The organism is Streptomyces sp. NPDC028910 (assembly GCF_055564955.1).
This window is the reverse complement of sequence record NZ_JBVHVF010000008.1, coordinates 1-20,703: the sequence shown is the minus strand read 5'-3', so window position 1 is coordinate 20,703 and position 20,703 is coordinate 1. Positions and strand designations below refer to the sequence as shown.

Annotated in this window: 16 protein-coding genes, 1 rRNA gene and 1 pseudogene; 4 read left to right on the top strand and 14 right to left on the bottom strand. The window is 73.3% G+C overall.

Features of this window, described 5'->3' with window-relative positions; genetic code table 11:
• The first annotated feature begins 73 nt into the window (after nt 1–73).
• A complete protein-coding gene (locus ACZ4TV_RS12935; protein WP_468133772.1) occupies nt 74–1,456 on the top strand; it encodes an FAD-binding oxidoreductase in 1,383 nt (460 codons plus the stop codon).
• A 42-nt stretch (nt 1,457–1,498) separates the two neighbouring features.
• Here the strand turns inward: ACZ4TV_RS12935 and ACZ4TV_RS12930 are convergent, their stop codons facing one another.
• Nucleotides 1,499–3,127 (bottom strand): flavin monoamine oxidase family protein, encoded by a 1,629-nt coding sequence (locus ACZ4TV_RS12930; protein ID WP_468133770.1) that lies wholly within the window; start codon nt 3,125–3,127, stop codon nt 1,499–1,501.
• Nucleotides 3,128–3,138: 11 nt separating this feature from the next.
• The gene (locus tag ACZ4TV_RS12925) at nt 3,139–4,734 is read right to left on the bottom strand and encodes an APC family permease (protein ID WP_468133767.1); all 1,596 of its coding nucleotides are present in this window, start codon (nt 4,732–4,734) and stop codon (nt 3,139–3,141) included.
• A gap of 170 nt (nt 4,735–4,904) precedes the next feature.
• Between ACZ4TV_RS12925 and ACZ4TV_RS12920 the strand changes: the two genes are divergently transcribed.
• Complete coding sequence (locus ACZ4TV_RS12920) at nt 4,905–6,527, top strand: PucR family transcriptional regulator (protein ID WP_468133765.1); 1,623 nt, start codon at nt 4,905–4,907, stop codon at nt 6,525–6,527.
• Nucleotides 6,528–6,843: 316 nt separating this feature from the next.
• On the opposite strand, the gene ACZ4TV_RS12915 is transcribed toward ACZ4TV_RS12920, so the two are convergent.
• From ACZ4TV_RS12915 to ACZ4TV_RS12895, 5 genes are all read right to left on the bottom strand, one after another.
• The gene (locus ACZ4TV_RS12915) at nt 6,844–7,959 is read right to left on the bottom strand and encodes a glycosyltransferase family 4 protein (RefSeq protein WP_468133763.1); all 1,116 of its coding nucleotides are present in this window, start codon (nt 7,957–7,959) and stop codon (nt 6,844–6,846) included.
• A 276-nt stretch (nt 7,960–8,235) separates the two neighbouring features.
• Nucleotides 8,236–9,960: a DNA repair protein RecN gene (gene recN, locus ACZ4TV_RS12910; RefSeq protein WP_468134093.1), complete on the bottom strand. Its 1,725-nt coding sequence runs from the start codon at nt 9,958–9,960 to the stop codon at nt 8,236–8,238.
• Nucleotides 9,961–10,079: 119 nt separating this feature from the next.
• Nucleotides 10,080–10,976 (bottom strand): NAD kinase, encoded by an 897-nt coding sequence (locus ACZ4TV_RS12905; protein WP_468133761.1) that lies wholly within the window; start codon nt 10,974–10,976, stop codon nt 10,080–10,082.
• 56 nt (nt 10,977–11,032) lie between these two features.
• Nucleotides 11,033–11,848: a TlyA family RNA methyltransferase gene (locus ACZ4TV_RS12900; RefSeq protein ID WP_468133759.1), complete on the bottom strand. Its 816-nt coding sequence runs from the start codon at nt 11,846–11,848 to the stop codon at nt 11,033–11,035.
• A 7-nt stretch (nt 11,849–11,855) separates the two neighbouring features.
• Entirely contained in the window at nt 11,856–12,107 is a 252-nt protein-coding gene (locus ACZ4TV_RS12895) for a hypothetical protein (RefSeq protein ID WP_468133757.1), read from the bottom strand.
• Between the two features lie 64 nt (nt 12,108–12,171).
• Between ACZ4TV_RS12895 and ACZ4TV_RS12890 the strand changes: the two genes are divergently transcribed.
• The gene (locus ACZ4TV_RS12890; protein ID WP_468133755.1) at nt 12,172–12,519 is read left to right on the top strand and encodes an SCP2 sterol-binding domain-containing protein; all 348 of its coding nucleotides are present in this window, start codon (nt 12,172–12,174) and stop codon (nt 12,517–12,519) included.
• Between the two features lie 121 nt (nt 12,520–12,640).
• Here the strand turns inward: ACZ4TV_RS12890 and ACZ4TV_RS12885 are convergent, their stop codons facing one another.
• The 4 genes from ACZ4TV_RS12885 to ACZ4TV_RS12870 are packed head-to-tail and all read right to left on the bottom strand — an operon-like array spanning nt 12,641 to nt 16,671.
• Nucleotides 12,641–13,450, bottom strand: coding sequence for an ABC transporter ATP-binding protein (locus tag ACZ4TV_RS12885; RefSeq protein WP_468134091.1), 810 nt, complete (start codon nt 13,448–13,450; stop codon nt 12,641–12,643).
• A 17-nt stretch (nt 13,451–13,467) separates the two neighbouring features.
• Nucleotides 13,468–14,514, bottom strand: a complete 1,047-nt coding sequence (locus ACZ4TV_RS12880) for a FecCD family ABC transporter permease (RefSeq protein ID WP_468133753.1) — start codon at nt 14,512–14,514, stop codon at nt 13,468–13,470.
• Nucleotides 14,511–15,584, bottom strand: coding sequence for a FecCD family ABC transporter permease (locus ACZ4TV_RS12875; RefSeq protein WP_468133751.1), 1,074 nt, complete (start codon nt 15,582–15,584; stop codon nt 14,511–14,513). Before ACZ4TV_RS12875 ends, ACZ4TV_RS12880 begins: the two co-directional genes overlap by 4 nt.
• A 49-nt stretch (nt 15,585–15,633) precedes the next feature.
• Nucleotides 15,634–16,671, bottom strand: a complete 1,038-nt coding sequence (locus ACZ4TV_RS12870) for an HAD-IIA family hydrolase (RefSeq protein WP_468133749.1) — start codon at nt 16,669–16,671, stop codon at nt 15,634–15,636.
• 112 nt (nt 16,672–16,783) lie between these two features.
• Here ACZ4TV_RS12870 and ACZ4TV_RS12865 point away from each other — a divergent pair, with 112 nt between their 5' ends.
• Nucleotides 16,784–18,055, top strand: a complete 1,272-nt coding sequence (locus ACZ4TV_RS12865; RefSeq protein WP_468133747.1) for a DUF1015 family protein — start codon at nt 16,784–16,786, stop codon at nt 18,053–18,055.
• Nucleotides 18,056–18,125: 70 nt separating this feature from the next.
• Here the strand turns inward: ACZ4TV_RS12865 and ACZ4TV_RS12860 are convergent, their stop codons facing one another.
• The 3 genes and pseudogenes from ACZ4TV_RS12860 to rrf form a co-directional block, all read right to left on the bottom strand.
• Nucleotides 18,126–18,962: a tetratricopeptide repeat protein gene (locus ACZ4TV_RS12860; protein ID WP_468134089.1), complete on the bottom strand. Its 837-nt coding sequence runs from the start codon at nt 18,960–18,962 to the stop codon at nt 18,126–18,128.
• A gap of 327 nt (nt 18,963–19,289) precedes the next feature.
• Nucleotides 19,290–20,099, bottom strand: a pseudogene (locus ACZ4TV_RS12855) (hypothetical protein); the annotation flags it as partial.
• A 513-nt stretch (nt 20,100–20,612) separates the two neighbouring features.
• Nucleotides 20,613–20,703 (bottom strand): 5S ribosomal RNA (gene rrf / locus ACZ4TV_RS12850); the annotation flags it as partial.

Below are 20,703 nucleotides of genomic sequence, written 5' to 3'. Positions count from 1 at the left end.
GCCGTGCCCCGGTGATCGCCTCCGCCTACGCTGGAAGGGTCCTACGCCCTGCGTCCGGTGGAAGGGGGCAGCCATGGCTCCCCTCTCGAAGGCGGGCGCGGCCCTGACCGCGCTCCGCGAGGATCTGTCCGGCGAGGTCTTCGCCCCCGAGGACCCGGGGTACGACGAGGCCCGGACGGTCTTCAACGCGATGATCGACCGCAAGCCCGCCGTCATCGCCCGCTGCGAGAGCGCGGAGGACGTCGTGACCGCCGTGCGCTTCGCGAGGGACCTGGACCTGAACGTCTCCGTGCGCGGCGGCGGGCACAGCGTGGCCGGGATGTCCCTCAACGACGGCGGCCTCGTCGTGGACCTGCGCCGGATGCACGAGGTGACGGTCCACCCGGCGGCCGGGGCCGCGCACATCGAGGGCGGGGCCACGATGAGCCACCTGGACCGAGCCTGCCAGCCGTACGGGCTGGCGACCACCGGCGGCCGGGCCTCCACCACCGGCGTCGGCGGCTTCGTCCTGGGCGGCGGCACCGGCTGGCTGGACCGGAAGTTCGGCCTGGCGGTGGACAATCTGCTGGGCGTTGATCTGGTGACCGCGGACGGCGAGCTGGTCCACGCGACCACCGAGGACCACCCGGAGCTGTTCTGGGGGCTGCACGGCGGCGGCGGCAACTTCGGCGTCGCCACCTCGCTGACCCTGAAGCTGCACGAACTGCCCGTCATGTCGATCGCGTTCGTGCTGTACCTGCCGGAGCGCGGGCCCGAGGTGGTCCGTACGTACCGGGACGTCATCGAGTCGGGGCCGCCGGAGGCCTCCGGCGCCGCCCTCTACCTGACCGGCCCGCCCGAGGAGTTCGTGCCGCCGCACCTGGTCGGCCTGCTGCTGGCCGGCGCGCTGCTGACGTACGCGGGCCCCGAGGAGGAGATGCGCGAGCTGGCCGAGCCGCTGCTGGCGATCCCCCACGAGTCCGAGATCGTCACGGCCATCCCGTACGCCGATCTCCAGTGCATGATCGACGACCCGGCGGGCATGCGGAACTACTGGTCGGCGGAGTACCTCACCGGCGTCCCGGACGCGTTCGTGGACGTCTTCTGCGCCCGCGCCGACAGCATGCCGGTGCCGACCGGCACCCAGCACGTGCTCTTTCCGCAGGGCGGCGCCGTCGCCTCCGGCCCGGCCGACTACCCGGTGCCGTTCCGCGACTCGCCCTGGGCGGTGCACCCGTTCGGCATCTGGGAGGAGCCGGCCGACGACGACCGGGTCCGGCAGTGGGTCAAGGACGTCCGCGCCGATGTCCAGCCGTGGAGCACCGGCGCGGTCTACCTCAACTTCACGGGGGACGAGGGCCCGGACCGGATCGTCTCGGGCCTCGGCGCCGAGAACATGCGGCGGCTGGGGGCGTTGAAGCGGCGGTACGACCCGGACAACGTCTTCCGCTTCAACCACAACATCCGGCCGACCTGACCTGACCTGCCGGGCCGCCCAGCCCCTCAGCCGCCCAGCCGCTCAGGCGAGGGCGGCGATCACCTCCCGCGCCGCGCGCTCGCCCTCGGTGGCGCCGCCCTCCATGAACCCCTGGAAGTCGTAGCTGCAGTGCTCGCCGCCGATGTGGACGTTGCCCTGTGCGGTCCCCTCGTACTGGGCGTAGCGGTGCAGGTAGCCGGTGGGCCAGTACGAGTACGCGCCGAGCGAGTACGGGTTGCGGTGCCAGGCGGACAGCTGGGCCCTGCCGGTCCAGACGGCCTTGGTGCCCGGGTAGAACGCGTCGATGCCGGTCAGCATCCGGCCGGCGAGGGCCCGTACGTACGGGTCGGCCTCGGTGGCGAAGGGGGTCGCCGGGGTGAGCGAGCCGGCGAGGGCGCCGCCGGCGTACTGGAGGAGGATCCCGCCGGTGCCGGGCTGCACCTTGGTGGTGTCCCAGGTCTGCTGGACCTCGCTGTCGGTGAAGCAGTCCCCCGCGGAGACCCCCGGCCAGGGTCCGGTGCCGCGCCAGGGCCGCGCGGTGAACTGCATGTTGAGCTTGGTGCAGTAGCCCATCCGGGCGTCGCGCAGCAGGTTCCGCATCAGCGGGTCGAAGCCGGCCTGCGAGGTGTCGATGCGCTGCAGGACCGGCAGCGGCAGGCACAGGATGGTGTGGTCGGCGACGGCGGTCCGGACGGACCCCGAGTCGTTGAAGGTCAGCGTCTGAGTGCCGTCGGCGTTGGCCCGTACGGCGACCAGCTCGCGGCCCATCACGATCGAACCGGCGGGCAGGGCCGCGGCGATGGCGTTCGGCAGCTGGTCGTTGCCTCCGGTGATGTGGTAGCGCTCGTTGGACAGGCCCCAGACGTTGAAGCGGCCCGGGTTGGGCTGGTAGCCCATCAGGAGGACCAGGGCGAGAGCGGACTGCTGGTCGGTCTCGGCGCCGTACTCGACGTTGTAGGCCACGTCGATGAAGCGGCCGAGCTGCGAGCCGTGGCCGCCGGGGACCCGGGTCTCGATCCACTCGTACAGGGTCATGTTGTCGAGGGCCGTCCCGGCGGGCGTGGTGCTGTTCCAGGTGACTTCGCCGGCCTCCTGGAGGTCGCGGTGCAGGGCCTGGAAGACGGCCTTGAAGTCCTCGTCGGCCTGGGTGCGGGAGTAGTACTCGCCGTTGAACCAGAGCACCTCTTCGGCCCCGTTGGGGCCGCCGCCGAGGAAGTCCTCAGTGGGCAGATTGAAGCGTCGGCACAGCTCCAGGATCTTCTTGTGGCTGGTGTCGATCAGCTCGCCGCCGATCTCGGAGGTCTGGCCGTACGCCCAGTGGTCGCGCTGGGTCCACATCCGGCCGCCGACGCGGGCCGGGTTGGCTTCGTAGACGGTGCAGGCGACACCCGCGTCCTGCAGGGTGAGGGCGGCGGTCAGGCCGGAGATGCCGGCGCCGATCACGGCGACGCGGGCGGGGCCGACGGGCCTCTTGGCGGGGGCGGCCCCCACGGCGTGGGCGGGCGTCGCGGAGGAGGCGAGGACGGTGCCGAGTCCCAGGGCGGCGGCGCGCCCGAGGAGTTCGCGGCGGGTGGAGCCGCGGACCTCGGCGGCGGGCAGCGCGAGCCGCCGGGCGGCTGCGTGCTCGGCGGCGAGCCGGCTCAGGGCGTGCATGACAGGCGTACGGGCCATGGCGGGGGCTCCTAGACGTTCGCGGCGGTCGGGTCGGACGGGGCGGTCGGGTCGGACGGGGCAGCGGCCCGGTCCGGCAGGGCGGCAGCGTCGGCGTCGTCGTCGCCGGGGCGCTCGGCGGCGTCCTCCAGGACGATCCGGCCGATGATCTCGTAGCGCTCGGGGGCCTTCGCCTTGAGCCAGAGGCCGAGGCCGAGGCCGCCGAGGAAGACGGCGCCCACGATCCACGGGATCAGCGTGAAGAAGACGGAACCGGCCGCGCTGCCGGCCGCGGTCTCCATGTTGAGGACCAGCAGGACCACGACGGCGATCATGCCGACACCGCCGAGCAGGGGCGCGGTCGTCGTCTTGAACCAGTGCCGGTCCTCCGGGTGGTTCTTGCGGAAGTAGCCGACGACGGCGAAGGAGCACAGCGTCTGGACGATCAGGATCGCCATCGTGCCGAGGATCGCGAGCAGCGTGTAGAGGTGCAGGTACGGGTCCTGCCCGGTGAGCCAGAAGCCGCCGACGAGCGCGGTGGCGATGGCGGTCTGCACGACCGAGGCCACGTGGGGCGAACCGTGCTTGGCGTGGGTGCGGCCGAGCTTCGGGGACAGGAAGCCCTCCCGGCCGATGGCGTAGAGGTAGCGGGCGGCGCACTGGTGGAAGGCCATGCCGCAGGCGAAGGAGCCGGTGAGCAGCAGCCACTGGAAGGCGTCGACGGCCCAGGCGCCGATGAAGGTCTCGGTGGGGGCGAAGAACAGGTCGAGGGGGTTCGTGGAGGCGGACAGTTCGGCGGACTTCGCCAGGCCGTTGCCCGCGATCGTCATCCAGGAGACGTAGATGTAGAAGAGGCCGACGCCGACCACGGAGATGAGCGTGGCCTTGGGGATGACCCGCTTGGGGTCGCGGGACTCCTCGCCGTACATGGCGGTGGACTCGAAGCCGACCCAGGACCAGAAGGCGAAGAAGAGGCCGAGCCCGGCGGAGGTGCCGGTGAAGGCGTTCTTCGGGTTGACGGGTTCGAGCGGGATGCCCTCCGGGCCGCCGCCGGCGATCAGGACGGCGGTGGCGACGGCGAACAGCACGGCGATCTCGGCGACGAGCATCACCCCGAGCGCCTTGGCGGTGAGGTTGATGTCGAAGTGCGCGAGGGCGGCGGTGACGGCCAGCATGCCCGCGGCGTAGACGATCCAGGGCAGGTCGACGCCGAGCTGGTCGTGGACGGTGGTCTTGGCGAAGTAGGAGAACACCCCGACGATCGAGGCCTCGAAGACGATGTACGCGAGGACGGCGAGCATCCCGGACGCCATTCCGGCGATGCGGCCGAGGCCGTGCGAGATGTATCCGTAGAAGGCGCCGGCGGCGGTGATCCGCTTGGCCATGGCGACGTAGCCGACCGCGAAGACGGTCAGGACCACCGTCGCGAAGAGGTAACCGGCGGGAGCGCCGGTGCCGTTGCCGAAGCCGACCGCGATGGGGAGGTTGCCCGTCATCGCGGTGATCGGGGCGGCGGTGGCGACGGCCATGAACACGACGCCGACCAGCCCGACCGAGTTGGCCTTCAGCCGCTGGACCTGCGGGGTTTCTGGCGTCTGCGGCGACCTGCCGGTGATGTCTCTGCTCATTGCGTCCTCTTCTGTGTGGAGGGCGCCCACTCTCTCCCCGCGTGACGCAGACCACAATCGGCACGTGGTCCGATAATCACCTTGCGAAGACGACGAGTTGTCGGGCCGCGCCACACTTGTAACCGGTGGGTGATGTGTTCGGAAGAGACGGGCCGGTACCGTCGCGCGATATGGACGACCAGGGCGGGATCACGGTTCAGCGGGCACTGGAACTGCCGGGGCTGCGCAGCGGGCTGCCGGAGGTGATGGCCTGCGCCGACCGCCTGGGCCGGACCGTCCGCTGGGTGCACGCGGGCGAGGTACCGAACATCGCCTCCCTCCTCAAGGGCGGCGAGCTGCTGCTGACCACGGGTCTCGGCCTCGGCACCCGGCCCGCCGAGCAGCGCGCCTTCGTACGCCGCCTCGCGGACCGGGGGATCGCCGCGCTGGTGGTCGAGCTGGGCCCGCGCTTCACCCGGCTGCCGGCGACGATCGTGGAGACCGCGCGCTCGGCGGGGCTCCCCCTGGTCCAGCTCCACCGGGAGGTCCCCTTCGTGACGGTCACGGAGGAGGTCCACACCGAGATCGTCAACCACCACTACGCACTGCTGCAGCGGGCCGAGGAGGTCCACCGGCGCTGTACGGAGGCCCTGTTGGGCGGCGGGGGCATCCCGCAGGTCCTGCGGATCCTGGCCGACTTCACGGCGAACCCGGTCTTCCTGGAGACGCCCGACGGCCAGCTGCTGTACGCGGCCGGCAGCTCGGCCGGGAACGCGGGCGCGGACCCGCTCCAGGTGTGGGAGGGCCTACGGGGCCAGCGCGAGGCCGAGCCGTCGGCGAACACGGTGGTCGTCGACGTACCGGGCGGGGGCCACGGCACGGGCTCGGTCCGGGCCCGGGTGGTACTCGTCGGGGTCTCGGCCCCGCTGCTCCCGGTGCACCGGATGGCGGCTGAACGCACGGCCGGCGTGCTGGCCGTGGTCCTGATGCAGGCGCGGCAGGAGGAGGAGCTGGCGGCGCGCGGCCGCGGCGACTTCCTGACGGACCTCGCGGAGGGCCGCATCTCCGCGGAGGACGCCCCGGCGCAGGCCCGCGTCCTGGGCTTCAAGCCGGGCGGCGGTCCGCTGCTGCCGGTGGTCATGCGGCTCTCCTCGGACCTCGGCCCGTCCGGCAACTGGGCCGTGCTGGCCCGGGCGGTCCTGGAGGAACTGGCGTCCGTCGGGGTCCCGGTCCTGCTGGGCGTGCGCCCGGTCGAAGGCCGCGTCCCGCTGCTCGTGTCCCTGCGCGCGGAGTCGGAGCGTACGGCGGTGGCGGACCGGGTCGCGGGCGCGCTGCGGGCGGGCGTGGAACGGGCCGGGCTGGACCGCGCCGCCGCCCCGCCGGCCGTGGTCGTCGGCGTCGCGGGCGGCTGGGCGGCCGCCTCGGCGGGCCTGCGCCACGCGGCGGAGACCGCCACGGCCGCCCACGGCCTGCCGGCCCGGCCCTGGTACGACGCGAGGAGGCTGGACATCGACCTCCTCCTGTGGCGGCTGCGCGAACACCCTGACCTGGCGGCCTTCGTGGACCGCGCGATCGGCGCCCTCCGCACCCACGACACGACCTCCCGCCCGCCGCTGCTCCCCACCCTGGAGACGTACCTGGCCCATGCGGGCCGCAAGGCGGAGACGGCCCGTGAACTCCACCTGAACCGCCAGACCCTCTACAACCGCCTGGCCCGCATCTCGGAACTCCTGGGCACGGACCTGGACGACCCCGAAACGGTCCTCTCCCTCAGCCTGGCCCTCCGCGCCCGCCGCCACGTGGTCTCTTCTTGAACGCGCCGCTCGCACGGCTCGGCCCTGGCGGGCCTCTCCGGCTTCGCGCCGCTGCGCCGGACTCCGTCCGTCGGGCCTCGGGCGGGATCCTGCCACCGCCGCCCGCCAGATGCGAGTGGGTGGCCCTGCGGGGCTCTTCCCCTGCCTCCTTCAGCCTCGCCGGCGTTTGAGGCGCGGGGTCCGGGGCGGAGCCCCGGCAGTGGCGCCCTGCGGGGCTGTCCCCTACCCGCCCTTCCCCCGTTCCCCGGGGCTCCGCCCCAGACCCCCTACGGCGCTCCGCGCCCGCGCCTCAAACGCCGGCGGGGCTGGATGCCCGCTACCGGCGGCCCCGTTCCATCAACTCGTCGTAGACGGACAGGACCTGCGCGACCGTGTCGTCCTCGGACGGCCACGTCGCGGCCTGCGCCCGCCCCACCGCCGCCAGCTCGGCCCGCCGCTGGGGATCCGCCAGCAGGCCGGTCACGGCCGAGGCGAGGGCCCGCGGGTCCCCGTACGGGACCAGCACCGCCCCCTCCCCCACCAGCTCCGGCACGCCCCCCACCGCCGTGGCCACCAACGGCACACCCACCCGCAGCGCCTCCTGCGCCAGCAACGCCCGCGCCTCCCACCGGCTCGCCAGCACCGCCACGTCCGCCGCCGCCAGCAGCTGCGCCGCGTCCCGGCGGCGCCCCAGCAGTCGTACCGGGAGCCCCTCGGCCTCGATCCGCCGGGCCAGCTCGGCCCGTAGCGGCCCCTCCCCCGCGATCACCAGCAGCGGTACGGGGTCCAGCTCCCGCCACTCCCGCGCGGCGTCGAGCAGCAGGGAGTACCCCCGGTGCGGCACCAGGCTCCCGACCGCGATCAGCAACGGCCGCTCCACCGCGCCCAGTTCCGCCCGCACCTTGTCCGGATCCGCGGCCGGCTCCGTAACCGCGGGGACCGCCACCGGTGCCAGCCGCGCGTCCCTGGCGCCCCGCCGCCGCGCGAGGTCCACCTGGTCCGAGGAGGCCCCGAGCACCACCGCCGCGGCCCGCGCCACGTGCCGTTCCAGCATCCGGCTCAGCCGCCCGAGCGCACCTGCGGCCGTCGGGCCGTCGCCGTGCCAGCTCACCACCAACGGCACCCGGCGCCCCCGCATGGCCAGCGCGGCCCGCAGCCCGGCCCGTACCCCGTGCGCGTGGACGACGTCCGCCCCGGCGCACGCGGCCCGCAGCACGCTCACCGCGTCGGGCGCGAACTGCGCCCCCGCGCCGGTGAAGTCGTACTCCCCCTCCGCCTGGACGGGCGCGCACACCGTGACCCGTACCCCGCGCGCGGCGAGCCCGGTCGCGAGCGACCGCACGTGGGCGCTGCTGCCCGCGCCCGCACCGCCGCCGAGTACTTGGACGGTGCGCAGCGGCGGCCGCCCGTAGGGCTGGGCCGGGGCGGAGGTGGAGACCGGGGAGCTGCTCACGGGCCGAAGCTCCAGGGTGAGGGAGTCAGAGACGTCGCCAAGAATGCCAGTCCGCACGCGCGTTCCGGGACCATACGGGTGCGGATCCCGTACGAGATACCGCCGGATACCCCTCATGCTCACCCACACGGCCTATCGCCGCGTCACCCCGGCGCCTGCGCGCGGCGGGCGCGGACACGGCGAAGGGCCCGGAGCGCGGTGCGCCCCGGGCCCTCCCTGGCCGTCCCAGGCCGTCCCAGGCCCTCCCGGGCCCTGTCTGCCTGTCGCGCCGTCACCTCACGCGTCGGCGCGCGCCGCCTCCAGCAGTTCCTCGGCGTGCGCCCGCGCCGAGACCGAGTCCTCGTGCCCCGCCAGCATGCGCGACAGCTCGCGGATCCGGGCCTCGCCCTCCAGGACGGTGACCCCGCTGCGGGTGACCGAGCCGTCGTTGGTCTTCTCGACGAGCAGCTGCCGGTCCGCGAAGGCCGCCACCTGCGGCAGGTGCGTGACGACCACGACCTGCGCCGACCTGGCCAGCTTCGCCAGCCGCCGGCCCACCTCGACCGCCGCCTTGCCGCCGACTCCCGCGTCGACCTCGTCGAAGAGGTACGTGGGCACCGGGTCGGAGCCCGCGAAGACGACCTCCACGGCCAGCATCACCCGGGAGAGCTCACCGCCCGAGGCGCCCTTGGCGATCGGCCGCGGCTGGGCACCGGGGTGCGGGGCCAGCAGCAGCTCGACCTCGTCCGCGCCCGAGGGACCGTAGGCGACCGGCCGGCCGTCCACGTCCACGCCGTCTGGGTCCTCGGCCTGCCGGACGTCGATCGTCACCCGTGCGTGCGGCATCGCCAGCGACGCCAGCTCCTCCGTCACCGCGGAGGCGAAGCGTGTCGCCGCCTCCACCCGGGCGTCCGTCAACGCCTGCGCCAGCAGCGAGAGTTCGGAACGCAGCCCGTCCCGCTCGGCGGTCAGCTCCGCGATCCGCTCGTCGTCGCCGTCCAGCTCCAGCAGCCGCGCCGCGCCCTGCTCGGCCCACTCCAGTACGGAGTCCACGGTGCCCGCGGAGCCGTACTTGCGGGTCAGCTGGGTCAGGGCCGCCCGCCGCTCCTCCACCGCGGCCAGCCGCAGCGGATCGGCGTCGAGGTCGTCGGCGTAGCCCGCCAGCTCGCCGGCCACGTCGGACAGCAGGATGCCCAGCTCCCCGATCCGCTCGGCGAGCGCGCCGAGCGCCGGGTCGTGCGACCGTACGGATTCCAGCGCCCGGTGGGCGCCCGCGACGAGCATGTTCGCGTCGATGGCCTCCGGGTCCTCGGGATTGCCCGCGAGCGCGGCGTGCGCCACCTGCGCCGCCGAGGCCAGGGCTTCCGCGTGTCCGAGCCGCTCCGCCTCCGCCGCCAGCTCGGTGTCCTCGCCGGCCACCGGTTCCACGGCCGCGATCTCGTCCAGTCCGAAGCGCAGCAGGTCCGCCTCCTGGGCCCGCTCCCGGGCCCGGGTGGTGATCTCCTCCAGTTCGACGGCGACCGCGCGCAGCCGCCGGTAGGCGGCCGCGTACTTCTCCAGCGGGACGGCGACGGCGTCCCCGGCGTACCGGTCGAGCGCCTGCCGCTGCCGGGCCGGGCGCAGCAGGCCCTGCTGGTCGGTCTGCCCGTGTACGGCGACCAGGTCGTCCGCGAGCTCGGCGAGCAGCCCGACGGGCACGGAACGGCCGCCGACGTGGGCCCGCGAACGCCCTTCGGCGGACACGGTCCGGCTGATCAGGAGGGCCCCGTCGTCGAGCTCGGCCCCGGCCTCCTCGGCGCGTACGGCGGCCGGCGCGTCGGGGCGCATGACGATGCGGCCCTCGACCACCGCCGCCTTGGCCCCGATCCGCACCAGGGCCGGGTCGGCGCGACCGCCGAGCAGCAGCCCGAGGCTGGTGACGACCATCGTCTTGCCCGCGCCGGTCTCGCCGGTCACCGCGGTGAAACCGGGCGACAGCTCGACCACCGCGTCGTCGATGACCCCGAGCGACCGTATCCGCATCTCCTCAAGCACGGGACGACGATACCGAGGTTTCACGGGTGCCATGTGACGTCACCCGTCCCGAGTTCTCCGAACGGATGTGCTAATGAGGCGGTCGGGCAGGACACCCGGGCAGGGTCCTAGTGAGGTGCCCCACGCCAACCCGACACCGGCAGCGCGAACTTCGCGACGAGCCGGTCCGTGAAGACGGCGTGGTGCAGCCGGGCGAGCCGCACGGGCACCGCCCCCCGCCGGACCTCCACCCGGGCCCCGGACGGCAGCTCCAGCATGCGCCGGCCGTCGCACCACAGCACCCCGTGCGGGGTGCCGGTCTGCACCTCCACCGCCAGCACCGAGTTCGGCGAGGTCACCAGCGGCTTCGCGAACAGCGCGTGCGCGCTGATCGGCACCATCAGCAGCGCCTCCACCTCCGGCCAGACCACCGGCCCGCCCGCGGAGAAGGCGTAGGCCGTCGAGCCCGTCGGAGTCGCGCAGACGATCCCGTCGCAGCCGAAGCCGGACACCGGGCGCCCGTCGATCTCCAGGACCACCTCCAGCATCCGCTCCGGGGACACCTTCTGGACCGCGGCCTCGTTGAGCGCCCAGTCCTGGTGGACCACGTCGCCGTTCGTGCGCACGATCACGTCGAGGGTCATCCGCTCCTCGACCTCGTACGAGCGGCTCACCACCCGGTCCACGACCTTGTCCAGGTCGTCGCGCTCGGCCTCGGCGAGGAACCCCACCCGGCCCAGGTTGACGCCCAGCATCGGCACCCCCGAGGCGCGCGCGAATTCCGCACCGCGCAGCAGGGTCCCGTCCCCGCCCAGCACGATCAGCAGCTCGCACCCGTCGAGCACCCCCGGCGTGGACTCCGTGACCAGCTCCACCTCGCGCGGCAGCGGCAGGTCGGCCGCCTCGTGCGCGAAGACGCGTACGCCCAGCCCGCACCGCAGCAGTCCCTTCACGACCAGCTCGGCACTGCGGATGGCCGCCGGCCGCCCGGTGTGCGCGAGCAGGAAGACGGTCCGCCCCGTCACGGAATCCGAACCCGAAACCGACCCCGAAACCGACCCCGATGTAGCTGATGAATCTGTCACTGCGGCCCCTCCGCCACTGCACGGTCAACATCCGCCGGGTCGAGTGCCGGTGCCCCCGCCCGCAGCCACAGAAAGTACTCGACATTTCCCGACGGCCCGGGCAGCGGACTCGCGGTCACCCCGAGAACGCCCAGACCCAGCTTCGCCGCCTGCGCCGCGACCTCACGCACGGCCTGCGCCCGGAGCTCCGGACTGCGCACCACACCGCCGCTGCCCAGCCGGTCCTTGCCGACCTCGAACTGCGGCTTGACCATCAGCACCAGGTCCGCGTCCGGCGCGCAGCACCGTACGAGCGCGGGCAGCACCAGCCCGATGGAGATGAAGGACAGGTCACCGACGACCAGGTCGACCGGAATCCCGTCGATCTGCTCGACCGTCAGCTCGCGGACGTTCGTACGGTCCTTCACGGTGACCCGGTCATCGCTCTGCAGCGACCAGGCGAGCTGCCCGTAGCCGACGTCGACGGCCACGACGTGGGACACGCCCGCGCGCAGCAGCACGTCGGTGAACCCGCCGGTGGAGGCGCCGGCGTCCAGCGCCCGGCGGCCCTCGACGCGCAGCCCCTGCGGCTGGAAGGCCGCCAGCGCCCCCGCGAGCTTGTGGCCGCCCCGCGAGACGTAGTCGGGATCACTGTCGTCCTTGAGCACCACCAGAGCCGCGCTGGTCTCGACCTGGGTGGCGGCCTTGGTCGCGGTGGTGCCGCCCACGGTCACCCGGCCCGCGGCGATCAGCTGCGCGGCGTGCTCGCGCGAGCGGGCCATGCTGCGGCGTACCAGTTCGGCGTCCAGGCGGCGGCGTGCCACTCCTGCCACGTTCGGTTCAGCTCCTGTTTTCGTACGGTCCGGGGACGGGCGGTGCGTCCAGCGCGGTCAGCGCCTCGCGCAGCCCCCTGTGGACATCCTCGTACACCTCGACGTGTCCGCCCGCCGCGAGGTGGTCCGCGTCCGCCAGCCGGGCCAGGTGCGCGTCCACGCCGGCGTGCCCGGTGGGCGTGCGTACGACGCCCAGCGCCACGGGCCCGGCGGGCCCGGCCCCGGCTTCGCCCGGGGCTTCGGTAGCTTCGTCGGTCATGCCCCGACGCTACCCCGTAGCGCCCCGCGACCACGCATGGCTCTGCGGTACGGTCGTGATCACGATGGCTACGATCCAGGAGTGCCGCGAAGCACTCGACCACCTCTCCGGCAACCTCGCTCGCGCCGACGGCGACGTGCGCGGCGCGACCGCGCTCGACCGCTCCCTGAGCTGCCACATCACGGACCTGGACCAGACGTTCACGGGCCGCCTCGACGGAGGCCGCATCCGCGTGGACGCGGTCGCCCCCGGCCCACCCGCCGGCAAGGCCGAGATCCGGCTCGCGATGACCGGCGACGACCTCGTCTCCCTGGTCGCGGGCGAACTGAAGTTCGCCAAGGCCTGGGCCTCCGGCCGAGTAAAACTGGAAGCCGGCTTCCGCGACCTCCTCCGCCTGAAGAGCCTCCTCTAGCCTCCAGCCCCGCCGGCGTTTGAGGCGCGGGGTCCGGGGCGGAGCCCCGATCTTTCAGCCTCGCCGGCGTTTGAGGCGCGGGGGCCCGGGGGCAGAGCCCCCGGCAACGCCGCCGCACCCGCTACACGCCGGCGCGAGCCCCCGCACGGGACTTCCGCCCCGCCGGAACCACCAACGGCGTCCCCGTCTCCGGATCGGAGATCACCTGGCAGCGCAGCCCGAACACCTGCTCCACCAGCTCCGCCGTCACCACCTCCCCCGGCGCCCCCTCGGCCACGACCTCCCCGCCCCGCATCGCGATCAGATGCGTGGCGTACCGCGCCGCGTGATTCAGATCGTGCAGCACCGCCACCAGCGTCCGCCCCCGCGTCTCGTGCAGCTCCGCGCACAGGTCCAGCACGTCGATCTGGTGCTGGATGTCCAGGTACGTCGTCGGCTCGTCGAGCAGCAGCAGCGGCGTCTGCTGCGCCAGCGCCATCGCGATCCACACCCGCTGCCGCTGCCCGCCCGACAGCTCGTCCACGGCCCGGTCCGCGAGTTCGGCGACCCCGGTCGAGGCCATCGACTCGTTCACGACCCGCTCGTCCTCGGCCGACCACTGCCTCAGCAGCCCCTGGTGCGGGTACCGGCCGCGCGAGACCAGGTCGGCCACCGTGATCCCGTCCGGCGCGATCGAGGACTGCGGCAGCAGGCCCAGCGTCCGGGCGACCTTCTTCGCCGGCAGCGACCCGATCGCCTGCCCGTCCAGCAGCACCCGCCCCACCGTCGGCTTCAGCATCCGCGAAAGCGCCCGCAGCAGCGTGGACTTGCCACACGCGTTCGGGCCGACGATCACCGTGAAGGAGTTGTCGGGGATCTCCACCGAGAGGTTCTCGGCGATGATCCGCCGGTCGTAGCCGAGGGTCACGTTCTGCGCGGTCAGCCGCTGCACTTGGTCACTCCTGAGGTTCATATACGTCCCGCCTTGCGCTCGGTGACGAGCAGCCAGAGCAGATAGACACCGCCGACGAGCCCGGTCACCACGCCCACCGGCAACTGGTCGGCGCCGAAGGCCCGCTGCGAGGCCCAGTCGGACACCATCAGCAGCACCGAGCCCATCAGCGCGGCGGTCAGCAGGTTCCCGCCGGGCGAGCGGGTCAGCCGCCGGGCCAGCTGCGGCGCGGCCAGCGCGACGAAGCTGATGGGCCCGGCCGCGGCGCTCGCGGCGGTGGTGAGCAGGATCGCCGCGAGCATCAGCAGCAGGCGCGTGCGCTCCACCCGTACCCCGAGGGCGTACGCGGCGTCGTCGCCCATCTCCATCATCCGCAGCGCCCGGCCCTGCCCGAGGACCAGCGGGAAGAGCACCGCGCAGACCGCGAGCAGCGGCCACACCTGCGCCCAGTCCCGGCCGGCCAGCGAGCCGGTCAGCCAGACCATGGCGCGGGTGGCCTCGATCATCTGGGCCTTGGTGATCAGGTACTGGATCACGGCGATCAGCATGGCGGAGGCGCCGATGCCGACGAGCACCAGCCGGTAGCCCTGGATGCCCTGCTTGTACGCCAGCAGGTAGACGACGGCTCCGGCCAGCAGGCCGCCCAGCAGCGCGCCGACGGCCACCTCGGTGGCGCCGCCCTTGAACACGATGATGACGACGAGCGCGCCCACGACCGAGCCGTACCCGAAGCCCAGCAGGTCGGGGGATCCGAGCGGGTTGCGGGAGACGGACTGGAAGACGGCTCCGGCCATCCCGAGGGCCGCGCCGACGAGCAGGGCGACCAGGACCCGCGGCAGCCGCAGGTCGTTGACGATGAAGTCGTTGGCGGGGGTGCCGTTGCCCAGCAGGGTCCGTACGACGTCCCCCGGCGCGATCTGGAAGTCGCCCGTGCCGATGAGCAGGACGGCCAGCGCGAGCGCCAGGGCGGCGAGCAGGACCCCGACGGCCAGGGCGCGCCCCTCGACGCGCAGCGATATCCCGCCGGGCAGGCTCAGCCGGCGGGCTTTGGCGGTCACGGTCACAGCTGGGCCATCCTCTTGCGCCGTACCAGGTAGATGAAGACCGGGCCCCCGATGAGCGCGGTCACGACGCCGACCTGCAGCTCGGCGGGCCGGGTGACGACACGGCCGAGGACGTCGGCGCCGAGCAGCAGTACGGGCGACAGGACGGCCGAGTACGCGAGCACCCAGCGCACGTCGGGGCCGGTGAACGCCCGGACGAGGTGCGGGATCATCAGCCCGATGAAGACGATGGGCCCGCACGCGGCGGTCGCCGCCCCGCACAGCAGGGTGATGGCGAGCATGGCGCCGATCCGGGTGCGCGTCAGGTGGGCGCCGAGCGCCCGCGCCGTGTCGTCGCCCATGGCCATCGCGTTGAGCGGCCGGCCCAGCGACAGCGCGAGCACCGCGCCGACGAGCAGGAAGGGGGCCACCTGCCGGACGGTGTCCATGTTGGCCGAGGCCAGCGAACCCACCGTCCAGAAGCGCAGCTTGTCCAGCGCCTTGCTGTCCATCAGCTGCACGGCGTTGATGTAGCCCACCAGGGCCGCACTGGCCGCCGTACCGGCGAGCGCGAGGCGCACCGGCGTCGCGCTGCGGCTGCCGCCGAGCACGTACACGACGACCGAGACGACTGCGGCGCCGAGGAAGGCCCACCACACGAACTCGCTCAGCGAGCTCGCTCCGAAGAAGCTGATCGCGGACACCACGGCCGCCGCGGCGCCGGCGTTGACGCCCAGGATGCCGGGCTCGGCCAGCGGGTTGCGGGTCAGCGCCTGCATCACCGCACCGGACAGGCCCAGTCCGAGCCCGACCATCAGTCCGAGGAGCGTGCGCGGGACCCGCAGGTCCCGCACCACCACGTCGGAGGACGTCCCCGCGTAGTCGAACAGGCCGTGCCAGACCTCGTCCAGGGGCATCTGTCTGGCGCCCACGGCGATGCTCAGGACCCCGATCAGCGCCAGCACCGCGAGGGCGGCGAGCAGACCGGCGACGCGCGGGGCACGGCGCGGACGGGCCGCGGCGGCGGTGACGGCGGCCCGCGCCGCGGCCGCCGTACTCGGTTCGGGTTCAGGAGGACTCTCGACCAACACGCAGGTTAGGTTAGCCTACCCTGCACGCCTATCGGTTCCCCGAAGGGGCCTAAAGACCAAGCCTGGCCAGCGCCTTCGCCGCGTCCAGCGTGCAGACCCCGTCCCCGGCCGCCGTCCAGGCCGCCGCGCACAGCGCCCGCAGCCCGTCGACCGGATCCCCGTCCTCCCCTCGCAGCTCCAGCACGCCCCCGTCCCCGGCGACCGCGGTCCAGCCGCCGCAGCGGAAACCCTCCGCGGCCGGCTCCACCGCCGGCTGACCGGTCAGCAGCCCCCGCAGGTCCCGGTCCACGTACGTCGGCCGGTGCCTGGGCTCGGCCCGCACCAGCTGCTCCGCGTCCGTGACCCCGGTCAGCACCAGCAGCGAGTCCACGTCCCCGTTGAAAGCACCCTCGATGTCGGTGTCCAGCCGGTCCCCGACCACCAGCGGCCGCCGCGCCCCGGTCCGCAGCACCGTCTCCCGGTGCATCGGGGGCAGCGGCTTGCCCGCCACCTGCGGCTCCGCGCCCGTGGCGATCCGTACGACCTCCACCGCGGCCCCGTTGCCCGGCGCGATGCCCCGCGCCCCCGGGATCGTCAGGTCGGTGTTCGACGCGTACCACGGCACCCCGCGGTTGATCGCGTACGAGGCCTCCGCGAACCGCCCCCACGCCAGGTCGGGACCCCCGTACCCCTGGACGACCGCCGCGAGCCCCTCCTCGTCGGCCGACTCCACCGGCACCAGCCCACGCTCGCGCAGCGCGACCCGCAGCCCCTCCCCGCCGATCACCAGCACCTTGGACCCCGGCTCCACCTGCTCCGCGATCAGCCGGGCCACCGCCTGCGCCGAAGTGATCACCTCGCCCGCCTCCGTCGGGATGCCCAGCTCGCTCAGGTGCCGCGCGACCGCGTCCGGGGTCCGCAGCGCGTTGTTCGTGACGTACGCGAGGTGCATCCCGTCCGCCCGGGCCGCGGCAAGGGATTCCACGGCGTACGCGATCGCCTGACCGCCCGCGTACACCACCCCGTCCAGGTCGAGCAGGGCCGTGTCGTACGCCTGGTGCAGACTGCGCTCACTCGCCGCGGGACTGGTCCTGCTCTGCCGGGTCATCCTGTGCTCCTCCTGGGGGCCCCTCCCAGCGGTAGCTGGGGGAGTTCGATCTTGTCCGATTCCGTACTCCCCCGATCATCCCGCATGGCGAGACGCGCTTTACCATGCACCAATGACCACATCTGGCACCGCGGACCATGGGCTGCGCCTCATCCCGTTCCATGGCCTGCGCTACGTCCCCGAGCGTGTCGGCAGCCTCGCCGCCGTCACCTCGCCGCCGTACGACGTGGTCGTGCGACCCGACGGAGTCGACCACCTCGAATCCGCCGACCCGCACAACATCGTCCGCCTGATCCTCCCCCAGGCGGGGACTCCCGCAGCGCGCAACGAACAGGCCGCGCGCACCCTGCACGACTGGCTCGCCGAGGGCATCCTCAGCGCCGATCCCGAGCCCGCGCTGTACGTGTACGAACAGCGCAAGGCCGGTCTGCTGCAGCGCGGCGTCATCGGCGCACTCGCCCTGTCCACCGCCGACGAGGGCATCGTCCTCCCCCACGAGGACGTCATGCCGGAGGTGGTCACCGACCGCGCGGGCCTGATGCGGGCCACCTCCGCCAATCTGGAGCCCCTCCTCCTCACCTACCGGGGCGACGACCCGGGCTCGGGCGCGACATCGGTCGTCGAGCGGACCGCCCAGCGCGCCCCCCTCCTGTCGACCACCACCGAGGACGGCTTCCAGCACCGCCTGTGGGCCATCACGGACCCGGCCGAACTCGCCACCGTCACGGCCGATCTCAGCCACCGCCAGGCCCTCATCGCCGACGGCCACCACCGCTGGGCGACGTACCTGCGCCTCCAGGAGGAGCACGGCTCCCCCACCGCGTGGGACTTCGGCCTGGTCCTCCTCGTGGACACCGCCCGCTACCCGCTCCAGGTCCGCGCCATCCACCGGATGCTGCGGCGCCTTCCGGTCCCGGACGCCCTGGCCGCCCTCGGCGGCCACTTCCGGGTGCGCCCGGTCGACGGGCCGCTCCCGCTGGCCCTGGACGCCCTCGCGGACGCGGCGGAACGGGGCAACGCCTTCCTCCTCACCGGCGACGGCACCTTCCACCTGGTCACCGACCCCGACCCGGCCCTCCTCGACCGCACGGTCCGGCACGACCGCCCCGAGGCCTGGCGCCGGCTGGACGCCACCGTCCTGCACGCGACCCTGCTCGACGCCCTCTGGCACGTCCCGGACACCCCCGACCAGATCACGTACATCCACGACGCCGCGTCCACCGTGGCCATGGCCGAACGCCACGGCGGCACCGCGGTCCTGCTGCATCCCGTACGGGAGGAAGTCGTACGGGACCTGGCCCGCCAGGGCGTCACCATGCCCCGGAAGTCCACCTCCTTCGGACCGAAACCGGCCACCGGCCTGGTCCTGCGGGGCCTGGACTGAACCCGCGGACATGAAGAAGGGCGGTACCCCGACCGGGGTACCGCCCTTCTCACTTCACCGTGACCGTGCCTCAGGCCTTGTCGCGGCCCTTGTCCTGCTCGTCGTCCTCGACATCGGCGTCGGCCTCGGACTGCTCCAGGGGCTCGTACTCCTCGTCGTCCTCGTCGTAGTACTCGGCGACGTCGGAGGCACGCTCGGCCGCAGCGATCTCCGCCGCGTCCGCACCGTCGTCCTCGTCCTCGTCCTCGTCGAGGTCGAGGTCAACGTCGACGTCGACATCGGCCAGGTCGAGCGCGGCATCGACGAACTCGACACCGTCGAGCTCGGCGAGGCGGTCGGAGGCGTCGGTGGCGCCGTCCTTGTCCGCTTCGAGGGTCTTGGCGAACCACTCGCGCGCCTCGTCCTCACGACCGGCCGCCAGCAGCGCGTCGGCGTAGGCGTACCGCAGGCGCGCGGTCCAGGGCTGGATGGAGTTGGACGCCAGCTCCGGGCTCTGCAGGGTCACGATGGCGGCTTCGAGCTGCCCCTGGTCCCGCCGGGCACCGGCCGCGACCAGCCGCATCTCGACCTGGCCGGCCTTGTCCAGCTTCTGCACCTCGGGCTCACCGGCCATGGCCAGCGCCCGCTCCGGACGGCCGAGGCCGCGCTCGCAGTCGGCCATGACGGGCCACAGCTCGACCGAGCCGGTCATGCGCTTGGCGGCGCGGAACTCGGCGAGGGCCTCGCTGTACTTCTGCGTGGCGTACGCGGCGAAACCGGCGGCCTCGCGGACGGCGGCGACGCGGGAGGCCAGTCGCAGGGCGATGCGCGAGTACGCGTACGCCTGCTCGGGCTCGTCGTCGATCAGCCGCGCGACCATGACGAGGTTCTTGGAGACCTCTTCGGCCAGGCCCTTGGGCAGGCTCAGCAGCTCCTGGCGTACATCGGCGTCGATCTCAAAACCGGTGACGTCCTCGTCGATCGGAAGCCGCTTGACCGGGTCCCGGTCACGGTCCGCGCGGAAGTCACGGTCGCCGCCGCGGTCATCGCGACCACGGTAGCCACCACGGTCACCACCGCGATCGTCACGGCCACCACGGAACCCGCCACGGTCGCCGCCACGGTCGTCACGACGCGGGTAGCTGGGACGCTCGCCACCGCGGTCGTCACGACGGGGGTAGGACGGACGGTCGCCGCCACGGTCGTCACGGCGGAAGCCGCCGCCACCGGAGGGACGCTCGCCACGGTCGTCACGACGCGGGTACGACGGACGGTCGCCACCACGGTCGTCACGGCGGAAACCGCCGCCACCGGAGGGACGCTCGCCACGGTCGTCACGACGCGGGTACGACGGACGGTCGCCACCACGGTCGTCACGACGGAAACCGCCGCCACCGGAGGGACGCTCGCCACGGTCGTCACGACGCGGGTACGACGGACGGTCGCCACCACGGTCGTCACGACGGGGGTAGCTGGGACGGTCCCCGCCACGGTCATCGCGACGGGGGTAGCTGGGACGCTCGCCGCCACGGTCGTCACGACCACCGCGGAAACCACCACGGTCGTCATCACGACGCGGGTACGACGGACGGTCCCCGCCACGGTCATCACGGCGGAAGCCGCCGCCACCGGAGGGACGGTCGCCACGGTCGTCACGACGGAACGACGGACGGTCGCCGGCGCGGTCGTCACGGCGGGGGTAGCTGGGACGGTCGCCACCGCGGTCGTCACGACCACCGCGGAAACCACCACGGTCGTCATCACGACGCGGGTACGACGGACGGTCGCCACCACGGTCATCGCGACGGGGGTAGCTGGGACGCTCGCCGCCACGGTCGTCACGACCACCGCGGAAACCACCACGGTCGTCATCACGACGCGGGTACGACGGACGGTCCCCGCCACGGTCATCGCGACGCGGGAAGCTCGGACGGTCGCCACCACGGTCGTCACGGCGGAAACCGCCGCCGCCACCGGAGGGACGGTCGCCACGGTCGTCACGACGGAAGCCGCCGCCACCGGAGGGACGGTCACCACGGTCATCGCGACGCGGGAAGGACGGACGGTCGCCACCGCGGTCATCGCGACGCGGGAAGCTGGGACGGTCGCCGCCACGGTCGTCACGACGGAAACCGCCGCTGCCACCGCCGGCGGGACGACCACCGCGGTCGTCGTCACGGCGGGGGTAGCTGGGGCGGTCGCCACCACGGTCGTCACGACGGAAACCGCCGCCGCCACCGCCGGCGGGACGCCCGCCACGGTCATCGCGACGGAAGCCGCCGCCACCGCCACCGGTCGGCCGACCACCACGGTCGTCACGACGGAACGGGGGACGGTCGCCGCCACGGTCGTCACGGCCCCCGCGGTAGCCGCCCCTGTCACCGCCGTCGTTGCGCCGAGGCTCGCGCTCCGGACGATCGTCGGGAGAGTTGGACATGGGTGTGACTCCTGTCTTCGGGGTACCGCTAGTCATTCTCGCGCAACCAACCCATGGCCGCGCTTCGGCGTAAAGAGATCAAAAACAAAAAGGACCCTTGGTCCAGCGTTGAACGCTGGACCAAGGGTCCTTTGAAAGATTGTTCGGCGGCGTCCTACTCTCCCACAGGGTCCCCCCTGCAGTACCATCGGCGCTGAAAGGCTTAGCTTCCGGGTTCGGAATGTAACCGGGC

Excerpts from the sequence above, each read along its gene's own strand:
- ACZ4TV_RS12935 (WP_468133772.1), top strand. The coding sequence starts at position 74 with ATGGCTCCCCTCTCGAAGGCGGGCGCGGCCCTGACCGCGCTCCGCGAG.
- ACZ4TV_RS12930 (WP_468133770.1), bottom strand. The coding sequence starts at position 3,127 with ATGGCCCGTACGCCTGTCATGCACGCCCTGAGCCGGCTCGCCGCCGAG.
- ACZ4TV_RS12925 (WP_468133767.1), bottom strand. The coding sequence starts at position 4,734 with ATGAGCAGAGACATCACCGGCAGGTCGCCGCAGACGCCAGAAACCCCG.
- ACZ4TV_RS12920 (WP_468133765.1), top strand. The coding sequence starts at position 4,905 with ATGGACGACCAGGGCGGGATCACGGTTCAGCGGGCACTGGAACTGCCG.
- recN (WP_468134093.1), bottom strand. The coding sequence starts at position 9,960 with ATGCGGATACGGTCGCTCGGGGTCATCGACGACGCGGTGGTCGAGCTG.
- ACZ4TV_RS12895 (WP_468133757.1), bottom strand. The coding sequence starts at position 12,107 with ATGACCGACGAAGCTACCGAAGCCCCGGGCGAAGCCGGGGCCGGGCCC.
- ACZ4TV_RS12890 (WP_468133755.1), top strand. The coding sequence starts at position 12,172 with ATGGCTACGATCCAGGAGTGCCGCGAAGCACTCGACCACCTCTCCGGC.
- ACZ4TV_RS12870 (WP_468133749.1), bottom strand. The coding sequence starts at position 16,671 with ATGACCCGGCAGAGCAGGACCAGTCCCGCGGCGAGTGAGCGCAGTCTG.
- ACZ4TV_RS12865 (WP_468133747.1), top strand. The coding sequence starts at position 16,784 with ATGACCACATCTGGCACCGCGGACCATGGGCTGCGCCTCATCCCGTTC.